The sequence below is a fragment of the Aeromonas sp. QDB23 genome (assembly GCF_027707745.1).
GTDB classification, from domain to species: Bacteria; Pseudomonadota; Gammaproteobacteria; order Enterobacterales; family Aeromonadaceae; genus Aeromonas; species Aeromonas allosaccharophila.
In genome coordinates this window covers 1-16113 of the sequence record NZ_JAPCJA010000053.1, presented here as the reverse complement: position 1 = coordinate 16113, position 16113 = coordinate 1, and the positions used below count along the sequence as shown (strand labels likewise).

Sequence of the window (16113 nt, the reverse complement as noted above, 5' to 3'; positions counted from 1 at the left end):
CCGCAATACAGCCCACACTGCACCAACGATGACGCCCCCCGTCCCCCCACATTTCTGCATGCCATATCCCCTCATTACCAGACTTCCACTCCAAGTTGTCAGCTATATCTCGCGATCAAATGCGCAGTTACCCAAACTCTCGTTACCGAGACCCATACGGAGATGACATAGCAATGACTCCCTTCTTACCAGCCCAGCACTTATTCCGCTGATACAGATGCAAGCCAGCCCGATTGATTGCCAACCGAGAGATAAAAAACACCCGGCATATAGCCGGGTGCTTGGATGATATGTATCAGCCAACTCTTCAGGCGAGACGAAAGCGCCCGATAGTCTGTCTCAGGCCAACAGCCAGCTGGCTCAGCTCCAGACACGCGCGGGCAGTATGATCCGCCCCCTGTGCCACCTCATTGGCGGATTCATTGATCCGCTCGACGTTGCGACCCAGCTCGTCAGACACCGCATCCTGCTCACCACAGGCGCTGGCAATCTGGATCGCCATATCGGCGATCTGCGCCACCGCCTCTTCGATCTGCTGGATACCGGTACCGGTCTGCTCGCTTTGGATCACGCACTGGCGGATCATGTCACAGCTCAGCCCGGTCACCTCTTTCGCCTGATTGGCGCGAGACTGCAGGGTTTCGATGATGGCAACGATCTCACCAGTAGAGGCCTGGGTACGACCAGCCAGGGTGCGCACTTCATCGGCGACCACCGCAAAGCCGCGGCCCTGCTCACCAGCACGGGCAGCCTCAATCGCGGCGTTGAGGGCCAGCAGATTGGTCTGATCGGCAATACCGCGAATGACATCGACCACTACATTGATCTGGGCAGATTCGCGCTCCAGCTCGGCCACCAGCGTGCCGGCCTGCTCAATCTCTTCAGCTACACGGGTGATCGCCACCAGCGAGCGCTGCACATCCTGATTGCCACTGCGGGCCAACGCATTGGCGGAGCTGGCTGATTCGGAGGCGCTCTCGGTATTGCCCGCTACATCGGCAACGGTCGCCTTCATCTGGGTCATGGCCGTTGCCACCAGCGAAATCTCTTGCTGCTGACTCTGGATCCCTTTGGCGGACTGCTCGGAAACCGCGCTTACCTCTTCAATCGCAGCGCCCAGTTGGGTAACCGCCGCTACCACCTCTTCAATCAGGCCACGCAGGTTATCCTGCATCTTGAGGGAGGCCTTCGCCAGCGCACCCAGCTCGTCACGACCGATATGCTGGCGCTCCAGTTGGTGAGTCAAATCGCCCGCAGCAATGGCATTGGCCTGCGCCACCACGGCCTGCAGTGGCAGACAGATTTGACGAGTCAGGAACCAGGTCATCGCGATCATAAACAGCAGCAGGCTCCCGATGCTCACCATGGCAAACGAGATCACCATACTGACACTGCCAAGCAAGCTGCTGCGGTTTTCCTTCACAAAACCAAGATTCACATCGATAAGAGCATTAACTGCCTGCTCCAGAGAGCCGAAAGCCGCATTCGAGGCAAACAACTGTTCCTTGGCCTGATCTTGTTGTCCTTGTACCAGCAGTTGATCAAACTCGTTCACTGAACGTTGATAACTGAGCCACTGTTGTTTGGCTTGATTAAACACCTGACGCTCATGATCAGCTCCGACTGTCGCCTCATAAGCGTGAAATGCGTTGTCTACTTTCTGGATGTTCTGTTGGATCCGGCTGCGACGAGCTTGCAGATCAGCGGAATCATTCACCATCAGCAAGGCAAACTGGGCTCGACGGACATAGGAGACGTCATAGAGCAGGGTTTCGACCGACAGGACACTCGGCAGCGTAGAGTCGGTAAAGTTCAACACCCGATCACGCACACCGCGCAACTCGCTGGAGAGAAATATACCGAATATCACGTTGACGGCGGCAATGACCGCAAAGACCACGGCAATTTTTTTACCGATGGAGAGATTCTTGTAAAACATAGTGGCGGGTGATCCTCTACTGCTGACGGGCGAATGGAGTGTGGCGATCACGTCCCTATGAGCAAATCCCCGGACCTTCCTGACGGGAAAAATGCAGAACACCGGGAAGATAGAGTTCCGCAAAGGCGCGCACTCTAGCACAAAGCGACCACACCCTCACTTTTCTTTAAAAATTAAAAGCAACTTAACAAAACCAACAATCAGAGCCGGATCACAAAAAATCTCATATTCACCTAGCGCCATTTTCTCGATAGTGGCAATCGTCTTGCAGACATGGACAAGGGGCTGCCGAGTCGATGTAATGCCACCATCCACTTTGCACATCCGAGGTCATGTCATGGACCATCTCTCTGCCCTCCCCCCGTTATCCTGGTCACAGCAACTGCGCAGCCAGATGCAAAGCCGCCCGCTCACCGCTCTCGGCCTCTTTATCGCGCTGGTCGCGGTGCTGCTCCTGTTGCTGCAGAGCCTGATCATGCTGGCGACCGGCGACGTAACCAGCGGCGTGCGCTACGGACTTATCGGGGGGGCAGCCGGTTTTGCCGCCACCGCCATTGGCGCTCTGCCCGCCCTGTTCCTGCGGGCGGTGCCGCAAAAGGTCGAGGACACCATGTTGGGCTTTGCCGCTGGCATGATGCTGGCCGCCAGTGCCTTCTCCCTGCTGCTACCTGGGCTGGAAGCCGCCGAGGGGATCACCGGCAACGGCTTTAGTGCTGCCGCCGTGGTGGTAGTCGGCATGACCCTCGGGGTGCTGTTGATGCTGGGGCTGGATCAGTTCACCCCGCACGAGCATGACAAAACCGGCCCCTGCGGTCCCGGCCACGAGCAGTGCTCCCGGGTCTGGCTGTTTGTCTTTGCCATCGCCCTGCACAACCTGCCGGAGGGGATGGCCATCGGGGTGAGCTTCTCGCAAGGGGATATGTCGGTCGGGCTGCCGCTCACCACCGCCATCGCGCTGCAGGATATTCCGGAAGGACTGGCAGTGGCGCTGGCCATGTGCGCCGCAGGTTTTCGTCCCTCAGTGGCGGTGCTGGTTGCCATCGCCAGCGGCCTGCTGGAACCTCTGGGCGCCCTGCTCGGGGTGGGGCTCTCAAGCGGCCTGGCCATCGCCTACCCGATAGGGCTTGGACTCGCTGCCGGTGCCATGCTGTTCGTGGTCTCCCACGAGGTGATCCCCGAGACCCACCGCAACGGCCATCAGACCTATGCCACCCTCGGCCTGATGGCGGGCTTTGCCCTGATGATGACACTCGATACCGCTCTCGGCTAAACGCTCGACTCGTTTCCATCCCACGCTGAATCAGCAACTGACGGCACACCATACGGCGTGCCGTCGTTCATCTCTCCTTTCGCTTGTGCCTCTCGGCGCCGACGCCATCTTTTGTTATGATCTACAGCAACTTAAATTCAGCCACACGGCTAGCAAGACGAGGTCAGCAATGAAAGTAGGTATTATCGGCGCCATGGAGCAAGAAGTAGCCCTGCTGCGCAGCCAGATGAGCAACCCCACTACCCTACAACTGGGCGGCTGCGAGTTCTATCAAGGGATGCTGGCAGACAAAGAAGTGATCCTGACCCGCTCCGGCATCGGTAAAGTTGCCGCCAGCGTGGCCACCAGCCTGCTGCTGGAAAAGTTTGCCCCCGACTGCGTCATCAATACCGGCTCTGCGGGCGGCTTTGCCCAGGATCTGCACATCGGTGATGTGGTGATCGCCAGCGAGATGCGTTTCCACGATGTGGACGTGACCGCCTTTGGCTACGAGATGGGTCAGATGGCGCAACAACCCGCCGCCTTCCCCTGCGACGAGCAGCTCATCGCAGTCGCCCAGAATTGCATTGCCGAGCAGGGCAAGCACCAGACCAAGGTTGGCCTTATCTGCACTGGTGATCAGTTCATGTGCAAACCGGACGCCATCGCCAAGGCCCGCGCCGACTTCCCGCTGATGCTGGCAGTCGAGATGGAAGGGGCTGCCATCGGCCAGGTGTGCCACATGTTCAAAGTGCCCTATCTGGTAGTGCGCGCCATGTCCGACATCGCGGGCAAGGAACAGGTTGAATCCTTCGATGCCTTTATCGAAGTGGCTGGAAAGCACTCCGCCGAAATGATCATCAAGATGCTCGGCAAGCTGTGATCGAAACCGGCTCACTCGAAGTGATGGCCGACGCCCTCCTCTCGACGACGGCGGCCATCCTGGTGGGGGCGGCCCTGCTGGAAGCGGTGATCCCGTGGCCATCTCATCTGCGGCTCTCGGCCGTCACGCCCCTGCTGACCCGACTGGGTCACAAGGTGCACAGAGCCGATGGCACACCACGCCAGCAGCGGCACGCGGGCATGCTGGCGATGCTGGTGGTCTGGGTTCCCTGCGCGGCCGGACTCTGGTCATTGCGCAATCTGGCCTTGAGTGAGCCGCTGTTTGACCTGTTGTTCCTGCTGCTGATGATCGAATCCCGTCCGCTGCGCGAACTCGCCCATGCCACCCGCTCGCTCGCCACGCAGGAGACCCTGCCGCTGGCCCGATTGCAGTCTGCCCCTTGGCTCAAGCGGGAGACCGGCAAACTTTCTGCCATGGGCATTACCAAAGCGATGACCGAAAGTTGCGCCCTGCGTCTGGTCGGCCAATGGGCTGGCCCGCTGCTGGGGTACGCTCTCGCCGGGGTGCAGGGAGCCCTGCTCTGGCGGCTGACCCAGCTGATGAGCCAGGGCTGGAGCATGAAGGATCCCGCCTTTGGCTATTTTGGCCGTGCCGCCAGCGCCCTCTATCAGGGACTCAATGCCCCCACTATCCTGCTGCTGGGACTGCCGCTCCTGCTGCCCCGAATCAGGCAGGCCACTCAACTGCTGCGAAGCGGTGCGCTCTGGCCCTATCCCGCTATCGGGATGCTGCTGACGCTACTTGCTGGCAAGTGCCGGATCCGCCTTGGTGGCCCCCGCTATTATCAGGGAACCTTGCAACGCTGGCCGATACTTGGCAGCGGTAATGACCCCGATGGCGAGTCACCGCGCAAGGTACTCAATATTCTGCAAGCAATGGGCTGGGGCTGGTTGATGCTGGCGCTGCTTGTCACGGTGGCAGGGTTATTTCATGGTTAGATGGCTGCGATTGCTGTCCTGCACACTGCTGGCATGGTTGCCCGGTGCGCTGCTGGCGGCCACACCGAGCCGGGTGGTGAGCGTGGTGCCCCATCTTACCGAACTGCTTTATGACATCGGTGCCGGTGACAGGCTGGTGGCCGTTGATGATGCCTCAGACTATCCCACGGAGGTGAAAACCAAGCCCAAGGTGGCCAATTATCGCAGCATCAATGTCGAGGCCCTGCTAGCGCAAAAGCCGGACTTGATCCTCGGCTGGCGCTCGGCCCAGTCACGAATGCTGGCCCCGTTGGAGCAACTCGGGATCCCGGTTTTCTACTCGGAGCCCACCGATTTTGCCTCTCTGGCCATCGAGATGCGGACTCTCGGCAAATTGCTGGGTGTGGAGAAGAGTGCCGACGAAGCCGCCGATCACTATCTGGCGCACCTGCATGAGCTGCAACAGCGTTATGGCCAGCCAACCGGCGTCAAGGTGTTCTACCAGCTCTGGTACCCACCGCTCACCAGCGTCAGTGGTAATGCCTGGCCCGCTCAGGCCATCGAACTCTGCGGCGGGATCAACGTCATGGCGAATGCCAAAACCCCCTACCCGCAACTGGGCATGGAACAGGTGATCAGAGCCAATCCGGCGCTGATCCTGGCAGGGAGTCAAGATCCTGACGCCCTGCGTCACTGGCAGAAGTGGCCAAATCTCGACGCCGTGCAGCATCGGCGACTCGACCTGATCAATTCGGACGAGCTGCACCGCTTCACCCCCAGAGCCCTCAATGCGGTAGAGCAGGTATGCCAGGCCATTGCCAGACACGACAACAAGTAGCCAAAAAACCGCCATTCAGATCACGCCTGCCAATATAAGCCTGCAAATGGCATAAAAAGTGCTTTAGAATTCTATAGATACCAATCTTCATCATGGGACACCGTCATGTTTAATGGAAAAACAATCCTGGTTACCGGTGGCACCGGGTCATTTGGCAAGAAATTCATTGCAACCGTGCTATCCCGCTACCAACCCGCACGACTGATCGTCTACTCCCGTGATGAGCTCAAGCAGTTTGAAATGCAGCAGCGTTTCAACCATCCCTGCATGCGCTATTTTATCGGCGATGTTCGCGATGCCGAGCGGCTCAATATGGCCATGCACGGCGTGGACTTCGTGGTCCATGCCGCTGCCCTCAAGCAGGTGCCAGCAGCCGAGTACAATCCCATGGAGTGCATCAAAACCAACGTCGGGGGCGCCGAAAACGTCATCAAGGCTGCGCTCAACAACGGGGTCGAGAAGGTGATCGCCCTCTCCACCGACAAGGCCGCCAACCCGGTCAACCTCTATGGCGCCACCAAGCTCTGCTCAGACAAATTGTTCGTGGCCGCCAATAATATGGCGGGCAAGCACCCGACCATCTTTTCAGTTGTGCGCTACGGCAACGTGGTGGGATCCCGTGGATCTGTGGTGCCCTTCTTCGATCGGCTGATCAAGGAAGGCGCCAGCCGCTTGCCCATCACCCATGGGGAGATGACCCGCTTCTGGCTCACCCTGCAACAGGGGGTGGAATTCGTGCTGACCAACTTTGTCCGCATGAAGGGGGGCGAAGTGTTCGTTCCCAAGATCCCGTCGGTGCGCATCACGGACCTCGCCAGCGCCATGGCCCCCGAGCTGCCTCAGGAGATCATCGGCATCCGCCCAGGCGAGAAGCTGCACGAGGTGATGTGCCCGGCCGATGACTCCTACCATACCTATGAGTTCAAAGACTATTACGTCATCGCCCCAAGCATCACCTTCAATCACCGTAGTGATGACTTCTCTGTCAGTGCCATAGGAGAGCAAGGTTGCAGCGTGCCTATAGGATTTGAATACAACTCTCTCAATAATCCCGTCTTCATGTCTCAGGTTGAGTTGCAACAGCTCAACAAGGAGGTATTGGCGGAATGATCCCCTATGGTAAGCAGGACATTTCAGCGGCAGATATAGCCGCAGTCAATGCAGTGCTAAGCTCCAACTTCTTGACTCAAGGCCCGAAAGTTGCCGAATTCGAACAGGCACTTTGTGCCTACACAGGGGCTAGGTACTGTCTGGTGGTCGCAAGCGGCACAGCGGCCTTGCATCTGGCAGTCGCAGCGATGGAATTACCCGAAGGTAGCGAAGGGATCACTACACCCAATACCTTTGCTGCCACGGCCAACAGTATGGCTTACTGTGGTATCAAGCCTGTATTCGCCGATATAGACCCAATCAGCTATAACCTATCCCCCAGCTCAGTATCGGCCCGTATTACTCCAGCTACCCGGTTACTCAGCCCCGTCCATTTTGCAGGCCAACCTGCGGACATGCCGGCTCTGTCCCTCATTGCAAAAGAGCATGGTCTAAAGATCATCGAAGATGCGGCCCATGCAATTGGTTCCTGCTATTCAGACGGCAGTCCGGTGGGCAATTGCCTGTTTTCGGATGCAACAGTGTTCTCATTCCATCCAGTCAAAACGATCACCAGTGGTGAGGGCGGGGCCGTGATGACCAATGATCCTGTGTTGTATCAGCGCATGTTGCTGCTACGCAGCCATGGCATTACCAAAGATCCTGCTCTCCTCCACCAACAATCGGGGCCCTGGTATCACGAGATGCAGACGCTTGGCTGGCATTACCGCATGACTGACATGCAGGCGGCTTTGGGCTTAAGCCAGTTACAACGCCTAGACCTGTTCAAGGCGCGCCGTCGTACCTTGGTAGCGCAATATAACCAGGCACTGGCAGAACTGCCCTGGCTGAAGACCCCCCAGGAAATGGAGGGGTTCTCCTCTTGTTTCCATCTCTATGTGGTAGAGATAGATTATGCAGCCATTGGTAAGAGTCGCAGCCAGGTCATTTATTCATTGATGGCTGACGGCATTGGCACTCAAGTTCACTATATTCCTGTTTATCATCATCCTTGGTATCGTGAGCAATATGGAGACAAAACAGGATCATGTCCGGTAGCAGAGCGTTATTATCAGCATTGCCTCTCTTTGCCTCTCTATTTCACTCTGAGTGACGAAGAGCAGAGCCACGTGATCCAAGCTATACAACGCTTGGCCCGCTAGTCATAAAATAGTGTGTATCACTCTCGACAGCCCGACCTCGATGACATGGAAACTCCTATGACCACATCACAGATCTTGGCCATCATCCCTGCGCGGGGAGGCAGCAAACGCATTCCGGGTAAGAATATCCGTCCTTTTGCTGGTGTCCCTATGATTGTGCACTCAATTAGGGCTGCACAGGACGCGGGCTGTTTTGATCAAATCATTGTCTCAACCGATGATGAACAGATCGCAGACGTGGCCCACAAACATGGGGCCAGTGTGCCATTTATCCGTCCTCCGGAATTGGCAGATGACCATGCGGGAACCCAAGAAGTGATCGCACACGCCATCAACTGGGCCATCTCACAAGGATGGCGACTCAGTTCTGTGTGCTGTCTTTATGCAACAGCACCTTTCGTGCGTGCAGATGATCTACGCACTGGCCTAAAGATGCTTGAGGAGAGCCATCAGCATTTTGTTTTTAGTGCCGGTACATTTGATTACTCTCCTTACAGAGGATTTGTACGATCTGGTGATGGTGTCGAAATGCTTTTCCCCGAACACTTTCCCACCCGCTCTCAGGACCTCCCTTTGGTTTTACATGACGCAGGACAATTTTATTGGGGCACCCAATATGCTTGGCTTGAGAGTAATATTTTGTTCGGCCGTCTAGCTACACCACTGATATTACCACGTCATCTGGTTATAGATATCGATACACTTGAGGATTGGCATCAGGCTGAACTTATGTGGCAACTTCAAAAACAGCAAGGTCTTATCGTATGACAACATCCTCTCGAAAAGTGCTTGTCGTTGCCGCACACCCTGATGATGAAGTTTTGGGATGCGGAGCAACAATTGCTAACCATAGCGAGCGAGGTGACCAAGTATCGGTTCTTATCATGGCTGAAGGTGCAACTTCTAGACTCTCCAAACGAGAACGCTCGGTGGTAATGACGGAGTTAACTGAGCTAAATAGCGCTGCACAGATGGCAAATAGCATTCTAGGTGTAAAGAGACTCAACTTACTAGACTTCCCAGATAACAGGATGGATAGTGTCGATCTGCTTGATGTCATTAAAGTTGTCGAAACCGAGATAAATGAATGGCAACCAGATATTGTTTATACCCATCATGTTGGTGATGTGAACATAGATCATAGAGTAATACATGATGCCGTTATCGCAGCAACCCGCCCCTTACCCGGAAGAAAACCCCAAACAGTTCTCTTTTTTGAGATTGCATCAAGTACAGAATGGCGCCCTGCGGCATCTGCTTATCCCTTCTCACCCAATTGGTTCGTAGACATTACGTCATACTGGCATAAAAAAAAGCTGGCTCTCGAAGCATATGCTTCAGAGATGCGCTCCTACCCGCATCCTCGATCACTTGAAGCTGTAGAATACTTAGCAAAATGGCGAGGGGCCTCTGTAGGATATCATTATGCTGAGGCCTTCATGCTTGGCCGACACATATTAGGTGCCTAATGATTATATTTCGTACCGACGCATCAATGAGCTTAGGATATGGGCATGTTATGCGCTGCCTTGCACTTGCTGACGCATTTAAGAAATTAGGTATAAAATCTGTCTTTATTTTTTCACCTAATGGGGATGCACTCTATGAGGAGGTGGTTAGAAAGGGGCATGAATATAGAATATTGACCTCCTCACCTCTACATTCTCTTGGTGAAAGCGAGCAAGCTGATGCTTATGCTACGTTATCTAACCTATCGACCCCCACGAAACTTGTGGTAGTCGATCATTACCAGCTGGGCATGGATTGGGAAGAAGTAATTATTTCATCCGACATTTCGTTACTGGCAATAGATGATATTTTCCGTTCCCATTGCAGCCAGTTTCTTCTAGACCAGAATGTCATTAAAAGTGAAAATTACTATGTGGATAATATCTCTAAAGAGTGTGTCTGCTTCTTCGGCCCTCGCTATGCCCTATTGTCTGAATCCTTCCAACACCTCAGACATCGTGTAAAGACAAGAAGCAAGCTGGAAAAAATAATTATTTTCTTTGGTGGCACAGATCCAGATAATGAAACGGAAAAAGCTCTGCTAGGGGTATTGGCTGCAAATAAAAACTTTAAAATAGATGTCGTTATTGGTGGCAAAAATCCACATCGAAGCCGGTTATTAAAGTTATGTAGCTCAACACACTCTACTCTGCATATACAGACTCCACATATGGCTAGGCTGATGCTCGATGCAGACCTTGCTATAGGTGCTGGAGGGAGTGCGTCCTGGGAACGTTGCTGTATGGGGCTACCTGCATTAATCAGCACTCAGGCGGATAATCAGGTCCCTATTGCAGCAATACTACATGAATTGGGTGCAGTAATTAATTTAGGTATGGTAGATAACCTTACTGCCACAGATTATCGTACTGCAGTTGAGCGCCTTGACCCCAACCTAATAAATAATATGTCCATAGCGGCTATGTCGATTACCGATGGTAACGGAGCAAGCTATGTTGCGTCATCTATTGTATCTACTCTGGAGAAGATGAAATGACAGTTGATATCAACACTCTATTTTCTAACAAACCGGTAGAGAATAGGGAGCCGTATATCATACTTGAGGCAGGGATTAATCATAATGGTGATATAAATATCGCAAAAAAAATGATATCTGTCGCTAAATCAGCGGGTGCCAATGCTATTAAATTTCAAACCTTCAAAGCTGATGAATTTGTCGGCGATCCAGAGTTACTCTTTACCTACAGCTCACAAGGTAAAAAAGTGACTGAGTCGATGCGGGATATGTTCCGTCGCTACGAATTTTCAGTAGCAGAATGGCATAGCATAAAAAATTTCTGCGACGAAAAAAAGATAACTTTTTTATCTACACCGCAAAATGTTACTGATATGGAGTTGCTACTTCAACTAGGTGTTTCTGCGCTAAAAGTAGGCTCTGATGACTTTACCAATATTCCCTTGCTTAAGCAGTATAGTGCCACTGGATTACCACTTCTCATCTCTTGTGGAATGGCTAATCTTGGGGAAGTTTATCAGGCTCTTGATGTTACAGGTGCAATGGAAGGTAAACCTGTCGTATTGATGCTATGTACATCTCAATACCCGACACCAGTAGCTGATGTAAATCTGAGTAAATTAAAAACTCTAGCGGCAGCGTTCCCAAATTTAGTATTGGGATTTTCAGACCATACCCAAGGGCCCTTGGCTGCAGCAATTGCATATGGTTTAGGCGCTGTGGTATTCGAGAAGCACTTCACACTCGATCATCAATTACCTGGTCCAGACCATTGGTTTTCAGAAGATCCCAACGGGGCTCGAGCATGGATATCTGCGATCAAAGACGCACATCTGATGCTTGGCTCTCCTCTTATAAGACCTACGATTGCAGAGCAAGATATGAAAGTATTGGCTCGCCGAAGCATCACTATATTAAAAGACATTACGCCAGGTGAGATACTCAGTAATATAAACATCGGATTGCGCAGACCTGGTAATGGGCTACCACCAATTCACCTCGACGATGTGCTGGGGAGGGTGGCAAAACACCGTCTTCAGAAGGGCACTTTACTTTCTTGGGAAGACATATAATGATGAAGCAAGATGAATACAAGCAGCATTTTCATGATTTGACTACTTTCAAAGACAATCCTTACCATCCCTTAGTATGGATATTAGGCAATCCTGATATTGGAGAAAATGTTTATATTGGTGCCTTTAGCGAAGTTAATGCTACAGGTGCTAACGTTGTAATTGGTGCTCACTGCGATATTGCATCCTTTGTTACTATTAACTGCGCAGATTCTCACTTGAGGTGCATTGAGCTAGCAAAGTCTATTGATAGAAAAGATATTATCTTGGAGAATAATGTCTTTGTGGGATCCCATTGCGTAATAAAAGGTGGTGTCTACATAGGGCATCATTCTGTCGTTGCTGCCGGTACAATTGTTGATACTGGCCATATTCCTCCATACTCATTAGTAATTGGTAACCCTATGATTGTAAAGGACGGTTACTATTTGAAAAAAGATCAAAAAAAATGATCCCGCATAATAAGCAGACACTTAGTCATGAGGAGTCTCAAGCAGCAGATAGAGTATTAGCATCCGGATGGATTGCACAAGGAGAAGAGGTCTTAGCCTTAGAGCAAGAGTCTGGTGACTATATAAACTTGCTAGCAGAAAATATTGTCGCTGTCAGTAGTGGCTCTGCCGCACTTTATATGGCATTAACGATAGGAAATGCCAAAAAAAGATATATATCTGCCTCTGCCTACTCATGCCGGTCTATATTAAATACGATACAGTTATCTGGTGGTATACCCAATTTCTTGGATATTGAAGAAGTAGTAGTAAACGCCTCATTAAAAAAAAGCAATGCAGACATTTATGTCATCGCCCATATGTTTGGCCCGCCAGATTTGAACGTGGATAACAAAATAAGCTATTTTTTAATTGAAGATGCTGCGCAAGCTCTTGGTGCTAAGATAAAAAATATACAAGTAGGTCTTTTCGGAGATATTGGTGTATTTTCTCTCGGTGCAACTAAAATTATAATGAGTGGAGGGCAAGGTGGAATTATAATATCGAGAAATAGAGATATCTCCGATCTGGCAAGAAAAATGAGAGATTATAACTCAATTGTCGATGCCATCCCAAGATTTAACTTTCAGATGAAAGATATTCAGGCAGCCATTGCCAGAGAGCAATTTAAAAAATTGCCTGAGTTTATTTTTCGTCGCGCCAATATATTTAAAATATATCAGGGAGCAGGTCTTCCAATTATTAACAGCATAAGCCAATATGTGACATCGGTTAGGTTTTTTAGCGCCGTGATTTTCACTGATAGTATAAAGGTCATATCCTGTCAAAATGCTTTGCTTGAAAGTGGTCTCAGATCCATAGTACCAGCCACAGAGGATGAACTGCTTACTACAAATACATTGGTACCTAATGCAGCCGATTTAAGCAAAAAAACACTCTCAACACCCATCTACCCTTCCCTTTCAGATAATGACGTCAATAAAATCATTTCTGTCTGTACGAGGGCACTAAAATTATGATCATCAGCATCCATCAACCCGCATATCTACCTTGGCTAGGATACATAGAACGCATCAAGAAGAGCGACTTATTTATATTTCTCGACACGGTACAATTTGAAAAGAATAGTTTTACCAACCGAAATTTAATTAAGGGGGCCAATGGCCCATATTGGCTAACTATCCCTGTCAAAAAAAAGGGCCACTTAAGCAAGAGTCTATTAGATATAGAAATTGCAAGAGATATCGACTGGCGAAAAAATCATTTAATGTCAATAAAAAGCAGCTACTCGAAAGCCGCTTCATTTCATGAAAAATATGAACAGATATATAAAATATATGACAATAATGAGACTCTCCTTGCCGATCTGTGTTTTAATCATCTGTTATTTTGGCTAGATGAGCTAAATATTAACACAAAAATAATCAGGTCTTCATCACTGAATATTTCATCAAAAAAGTCAGATCTTATCTTAGATATCTGCCAAGAAGTAGGTGCAACGACCTATCTTTCTGGCCCTATGGGAAAAAACTATCTGGAGGAAAATAATTTCATATCAAATGGGATAAAGCTGGATTACGATTACTTCGAACCAACGCCCTACCCGCAATTGTTTGGTTCGTTCATCCCTTTCATGGGCATTGTTGACTACTGGTTCAACGTTAAATAAGGCTCTGCCCGGCGTTGTTTCCCAAATCGATGCAGCTTGAATGGAACTAACTGAGGACTTGGTGATCTGATCACCACCATCCCCTTCAAGTCTGCATCATGGGCAAGTCGCTTCACCCCATCACCAACTGGCCTACATACAACAAGTCTTTGATTAACCGTGGTTCACTCACCTTCTGGGTTGATGCCGAGGCTATGAGCAACTGGTTTCACCACGACCATCATGGGCGGCGGGGGCGCAGCCAGCTTTACACTGACCAGACCATCTGTACCTTCCTGATGCTCAAGGGGATTTTCAACCTCACTCTGCGGGCCACTCAGGGACTACTCGACTCCCTGTTCGAGTTGATGAACGTACCGCTTTGTGCCCCCGATTACAGCTGCGTCAGCAAGCGAGCACGCACAGTGACGGTGGCTTATCGAGAGCCCCCAAAGGGACGTATTACCGACTTGGTTATCGACTCAACCGGGCTGAAGGTGTTTGGTGAAGGCGAGTGGAAGGTCAGAAAACACGGCGCTGAGAAACGGCGAATCTGGCGCAAGTTGCATCTGGCGGTAGACCCAGCCACTCACGATATCGTGGCGGCGGAAGTCTCGCTGGAAAATGTCCATGATGCCGAGGTGTTGCCGACCTTGCTCAACCCTTTGCGGCGCAAGCTGGGACGTGTTTATGCGGATGGTGCCTATGACAGCAAAGCCAGCCATCAGCTAATCTCGCGCAAAGGGTCGACAGCCTGTATCCCGCCTCGCAAGAACGCGGGGTTATGGGAAAAGGGACATCCGAGAAATGAGGCGGTGCTGGTGATGCGCAAGGAAGGGCTGGCGCACTGGAAGAAGATGTCGGGATATCACCGGCGCTCGCTGGCGGAGACGGCGATGTATCGGTTCAAGCAGTTGATGACGGGCAAAATCAGTCTGCGAACATACAACGGTCAGGTCGGGGAAGTGATGGCGTATGTTGGTGCAATCAACAAACTGAACACCCTTGGTCTGCCTGTCAGAAAGCCCCGAGTGTAACGATCACTTGGGGCTGGGGCAGTTGTGGCTTGATGGTTGATTTGGGAAACAACGCCCTGCTCCGGGGTCAGCGCTTTGCTGATAGGCGTGGTGCCGGTTCGTTCGGATTGCAGTTGCTGAACCCAGCGGCGAAGTATGGTTTCACCGACATCCAGTGAACGGCTGGCTTCGGGGACAGAATATCCCTGGTCGAGCACCAGGGATGCGGCTTCGAGTTTGAATTCGGCAGTAAATGAGCGACGTAATCTTGTCATTGAACACCTCAGGTCATGGTGGCGACTCTACCACCTAAAATGGTGTCCGGGATGATTAGACCACTACAGAACAGTACGACATGGTGGTTGCCGCTATTGGAGGCAGTGGCCCATAGGGCGCTGACAGAAATAAGGGAAAGACTGGAATGGGCAGCTGATTATTTGGCCAAGAACGCTTGCCAAACCAAGCAGAGAAAATCTATACAGAACAGGACCTTGGAAGGCGTTTTAAAGGGGCTGAACGCTTAAGGTCCTGTATATGTTGAGGGGCTAAGAAATTAAAGCCCCCGGCTTTGCCGGGGGATATTTACTGACTCAGATTGTATTTTGCTGGGTCATTTTTTATTGTTATTCATATTTTATTTATAAAGATGATATTCTATTTTTCAAGCAAGAACCAAGTAATATCATCTTGAGGAAAATTCGTGTCCCCATGATATATAAAGCCATAGTCAACCAATGACAAATCAGGGAATTTTTTCAATATTTCCCCTGCAAAATCTCTTTTAAAGAGCTTTCCAGAATGCCCTCGATAACTAACTTCAGTTGGTGTTTGATTGTAATACTCGGCAATGAGTATATAGCGCGATGATTTCTGATACATTAACTCATACACTTTAGGTAGTTGATCTGGATTGATATGGATCAACACCCCTTTTGTAAAAATAAAATCCCAGACTTCATTAGAAGTGAAATCAACTATTGATTTTTGGTATATGTCAACATCTGGAACATTACATTTTAATGCCAATGCAGCCTTCTCATTTATCTCAACTGCCGAAAATTCCACATTTGGTAATAAGTGCTTCAGAGCCATTAAATTAAGGCCTACATTAGCACCGAGCTCAAGAATTTTATTAACCCTCTGTGTGCGTGCTATAACTTTGCTAAAAAATGCTAAATTATCGGTCACATAACGTTCATTTTTATTACGTTCAACATACGCATTGCCAAATTCGCCGGCCCAAAAGTCTTCCTGCTCCGTACTCGTGCGTATTCCGGCGAAGTTGAACAGCCATTCCGGCCAACGTGAACACCCTGATCCTTAACGCGCTCACGTCACCC

At 50.9% G+C, this 16113-nt stretch carries 16 protein-coding genes and 2 pseudogenes; 15 read left to right on the top strand and 3 right to left on the bottom strand.

The genetic code is table 11. The features are described from left to right. Positions 1–307 precede the first annotated feature (307 nt). Positions 308–1939: a methyl-accepting chemotaxis protein gene (locus tag PG888_RS18625; protein WP_270693996.1), complete on the bottom strand. Its 1632-nt coding sequence runs from the start codon at positions 1937–1939 to the stop codon at positions 308–310. Positions 1940–2276: 337 nt separating this feature from the next. Between PG888_RS18625 and PG888_RS18620 the strand changes: the two genes are divergently transcribed. The 14 genes from PG888_RS18620 (at position 2277) to PG888_RS18555 (ending at position 14794) form a co-directional block, all read left to right on the top strand. Next, entirely contained in the window at positions 2277–3209 is a 933-nt protein-coding gene (locus tag PG888_RS18620; RefSeq protein ID WP_270693993.1) for a ZIP family metal transporter, read from the top strand. Positions 3210–3378: 169 nt separating this feature from the next. Continuing rightward, positions 3379–4071: a 5'-methylthioadenosine/S-adenosylhomocysteine nucleosidase gene (gene mtnN, locus PG888_RS18615; RefSeq protein WP_270693992.1), complete on the top strand. Its 693-nt coding sequence runs from the start codon at positions 3379–3381 to the stop codon at positions 4069–4071. Next, positions 4068–5030, top strand: a complete 963-nt coding sequence (locus PG888_RS18610; RefSeq protein ID WP_270693991.1) for a cobalamin biosynthesis protein CobD/CbiB — start codon at positions 4068–4070, stop codon at positions 5028–5030. The genes mtnN and PG888_RS18610 overlap by 4 nt, the downstream gene beginning before the upstream one ends. Continuing rightward, positions 5023–5847, top strand: a complete 825-nt coding sequence (locus tag PG888_RS18605; RefSeq protein WP_270693990.1) for a cobalamin-binding protein — start codon at positions 5023–5025, stop codon at positions 5845–5847. Before PG888_RS18610 ends, PG888_RS18605 begins: the two co-directional genes overlap by 8 nt. 105 nt (positions 5848–5952) lie before the next feature. Further along, positions 5953–6957 carry a UDP-N-acetylglucosamine 4,6-dehydratase (inverting) gene (gene pseB / locus PG888_RS18600; protein WP_270693989.1) on the top strand — a complete coding sequence of 335 codons (1005 nt, stop codon included), beginning with the start codon at positions 5953–5955 and terminating at the stop codon, positions 6955–6957. Further along, positions 6954–8099, top strand: coding sequence for a UDP-4-amino-4,6-dideoxy-N-acetyl-beta-L-altrosamine transaminase (gene pseC, locus PG888_RS18595; RefSeq protein WP_270693988.1), 1146 nt, complete (start codon positions 6954–6956; stop codon positions 8097–8099). The genes pseB and pseC overlap by 4 nt, the downstream gene beginning before the upstream one ends. A 57-nt stretch (positions 8100–8156) precedes the next feature. Beyond that, on the top strand, positions 8157–8867 hold the full coding sequence (pseF, locus tag PG888_RS18590) for a pseudaminic acid cytidylyltransferase (RefSeq protein WP_270693986.1): 711 nt from the start codon (positions 8157–8159) through the stop codon (positions 8865–8867). Continuing rightward, the gene (locus PG888_RS18585; RefSeq protein WP_270693984.1) at positions 8864–9568 is read left to right on the top strand and encodes a PIG-L deacetylase family protein; all 705 of its coding nucleotides are present in this window, start codon (positions 8864–8866) and stop codon (positions 9566–9568) included. Before pseF ends, PG888_RS18585 begins: the two co-directional genes overlap by 4 nt. Beyond that, positions 9568–10605: a UDP-2,4-diacetamido-2,4,6-trideoxy-beta-L-altropyranose hydrolase gene (pseG, locus tag PG888_RS18580; protein ID WP_270693983.1), complete on the top strand. Its 1038-nt coding sequence runs from the start codon at positions 9568–9570 to the stop codon at positions 10603–10605. The genes PG888_RS18585 and pseG overlap by 1 nt, the downstream gene beginning before the upstream one ends. Further along, positions 10602–11657, top strand: coding sequence for an N-acetylneuraminate synthase family protein (locus PG888_RS18575; RefSeq protein ID WP_270693982.1), 1056 nt, complete (start codon positions 10602–10604; stop codon positions 11655–11657). Before pseG ends, PG888_RS18575 begins: the two co-directional genes overlap by 4 nt. Further along, the gene (locus PG888_RS18570) at positions 11657–12109 is read left to right on the top strand and encodes an acyltransferase (protein ID WP_270693981.1); all 453 of its coding nucleotides are present in this window, start codon (positions 11657–11659) and stop codon (positions 12107–12109) included. Before PG888_RS18575 ends, PG888_RS18570 begins: the two co-directional genes overlap by 1 nt. Beyond that, positions 12106–13128, top strand: a complete 1023-nt coding sequence (locus PG888_RS18565; RefSeq protein WP_270693980.1) for a DegT/DnrJ/EryC1/StrS family aminotransferase — start codon at positions 12106–12108, stop codon at positions 13126–13128. Before PG888_RS18570 ends, PG888_RS18565 begins: the two co-directional genes overlap by 4 nt. Next, complete coding sequence (locus PG888_RS18560) at positions 13125–13778, top strand: WbqC family protein (protein WP_270693979.1); 654 nt, start codon at positions 13125–13127, stop codon at positions 13776–13778. Before PG888_RS18565 ends, PG888_RS18560 begins: the two co-directional genes overlap by 4 nt. 98 nt (positions 13779–13876) lie before the next feature. After that, positions 13877–14794 carry an IS5 family transposase gene (locus PG888_RS18555; protein WP_270693978.1) on the top strand — a complete coding sequence of 306 codons (918 nt, stop codon included), beginning with the start codon at positions 13877–13879 and terminating at the stop codon, positions 14792–14794. Positions 14795–14846: 52 nt separating this feature from the next. On the opposite strand, the pseudogene PG888_RS18550 reads toward PG888_RS18555, so the two are convergent. Further along, positions 14847–15048, bottom strand: a pseudogene (locus tag PG888_RS18550) (transposase); the annotation flags it as partial. 69 nt (positions 15049–15117) lie between these two features. Here PG888_RS18550 and PG888_RS18545 point away from each other — a divergent pair. Beyond that, a pseudogene (locus PG888_RS18545) lies at positions 15118–15297 on the top strand (IS4 family transposase); the annotation flags it as partial. Positions 15298–15427: 130 nt separating this feature from the next. Here the strand turns inward: PG888_RS18545 and PG888_RS18540 are convergent. After that, positions 15428–16045: a pseudaminic acid biosynthesis-associated methylase gene (locus tag PG888_RS18540; protein WP_270815914.1), complete on the bottom strand. Its 618-nt coding sequence runs from the start codon at positions 16043–16045 to the stop codon at positions 15428–15430. Between the last annotated feature and the right edge of the window lie 68 nt (positions 16046–16113).

Coding starts and splice junctions, on each gene's coding strand:
- PG888_RS18625 (WP_270693996.1), bottom strand. CDS start 1,939: ATGTTTTACAAGAATCTCTCCATCGGTAAAAAAATTGCCGTGGTCTTT.
- PG888_RS18620 (WP_270693993.1), top strand. CDS start 2,277: ATGGACCATCTCTCTGCCCTCCCCCCGTTATCCTGGTCACAGCAACTG.
- mtnN (WP_270693992.1), top strand. CDS start 3,379: ATGAAAGTAGGTATTATCGGCGCCATGGAGCAAGAAGTAGCCCTGCTG.
- PG888_RS18605 (WP_270693990.1), top strand. CDS start 5,023: ATGGTTAGATGGCTGCGATTGCTGTCCTGCACACTGCTGGCATGGTTG.
- pseB (WP_270693989.1), top strand. CDS start 5,953: ATGTTTAATGGAAAAACAATCCTGGTTACCGGTGGCACCGGGTCATTT.
- pseC (WP_270693988.1), top strand. CDS start 6,954: ATGATCCCCTATGGTAAGCAGGACATTTCAGCGGCAGATATAGCCGCA.
- pseF (WP_270693986.1), top strand. CDS start 8,157: ATGACCACATCACAGATCTTGGCCATCATCCCTGCGCGGGGAGGCAGC.
- PG888_RS18585 (WP_270693984.1), top strand. CDS start 8,864: ATGACAACATCCTCTCGAAAAGTGCTTGTCGTTGCCGCACACCCTGAT.
- pseG (WP_270693983.1), top strand. CDS start 9,568: ATGATTATATTTCGTACCGACGCATCAATGAGCTTAGGATATGGGCAT.
- PG888_RS18575 (WP_270693982.1), top strand. CDS start 10,602: ATGACAGTTGATATCAACACTCTATTTTCTAACAAACCGGTAGAGAAT.
- PG888_RS18570 (WP_270693981.1), top strand. CDS start 11,657: ATGATGAAGCAAGATGAATACAAGCAGCATTTTCATGATTTGACTACT.
- PG888_RS18565 (WP_270693980.1), top strand. CDS start 12,106: ATGATCCCGCATAATAAGCAGACACTTAGTCATGAGGAGTCTCAAGCA.
- PG888_RS18560 (WP_270693979.1), top strand. CDS start 13,125: ATGATCATCAGCATCCATCAACCCGCATATCTACCTTGGCTAGGATAC.
- PG888_RS18555 (WP_270693978.1), top strand. CDS start 13,877: ATGGGCAAGTCGCTTCACCCCATCACCAACTGGCCTACATACAACAAG.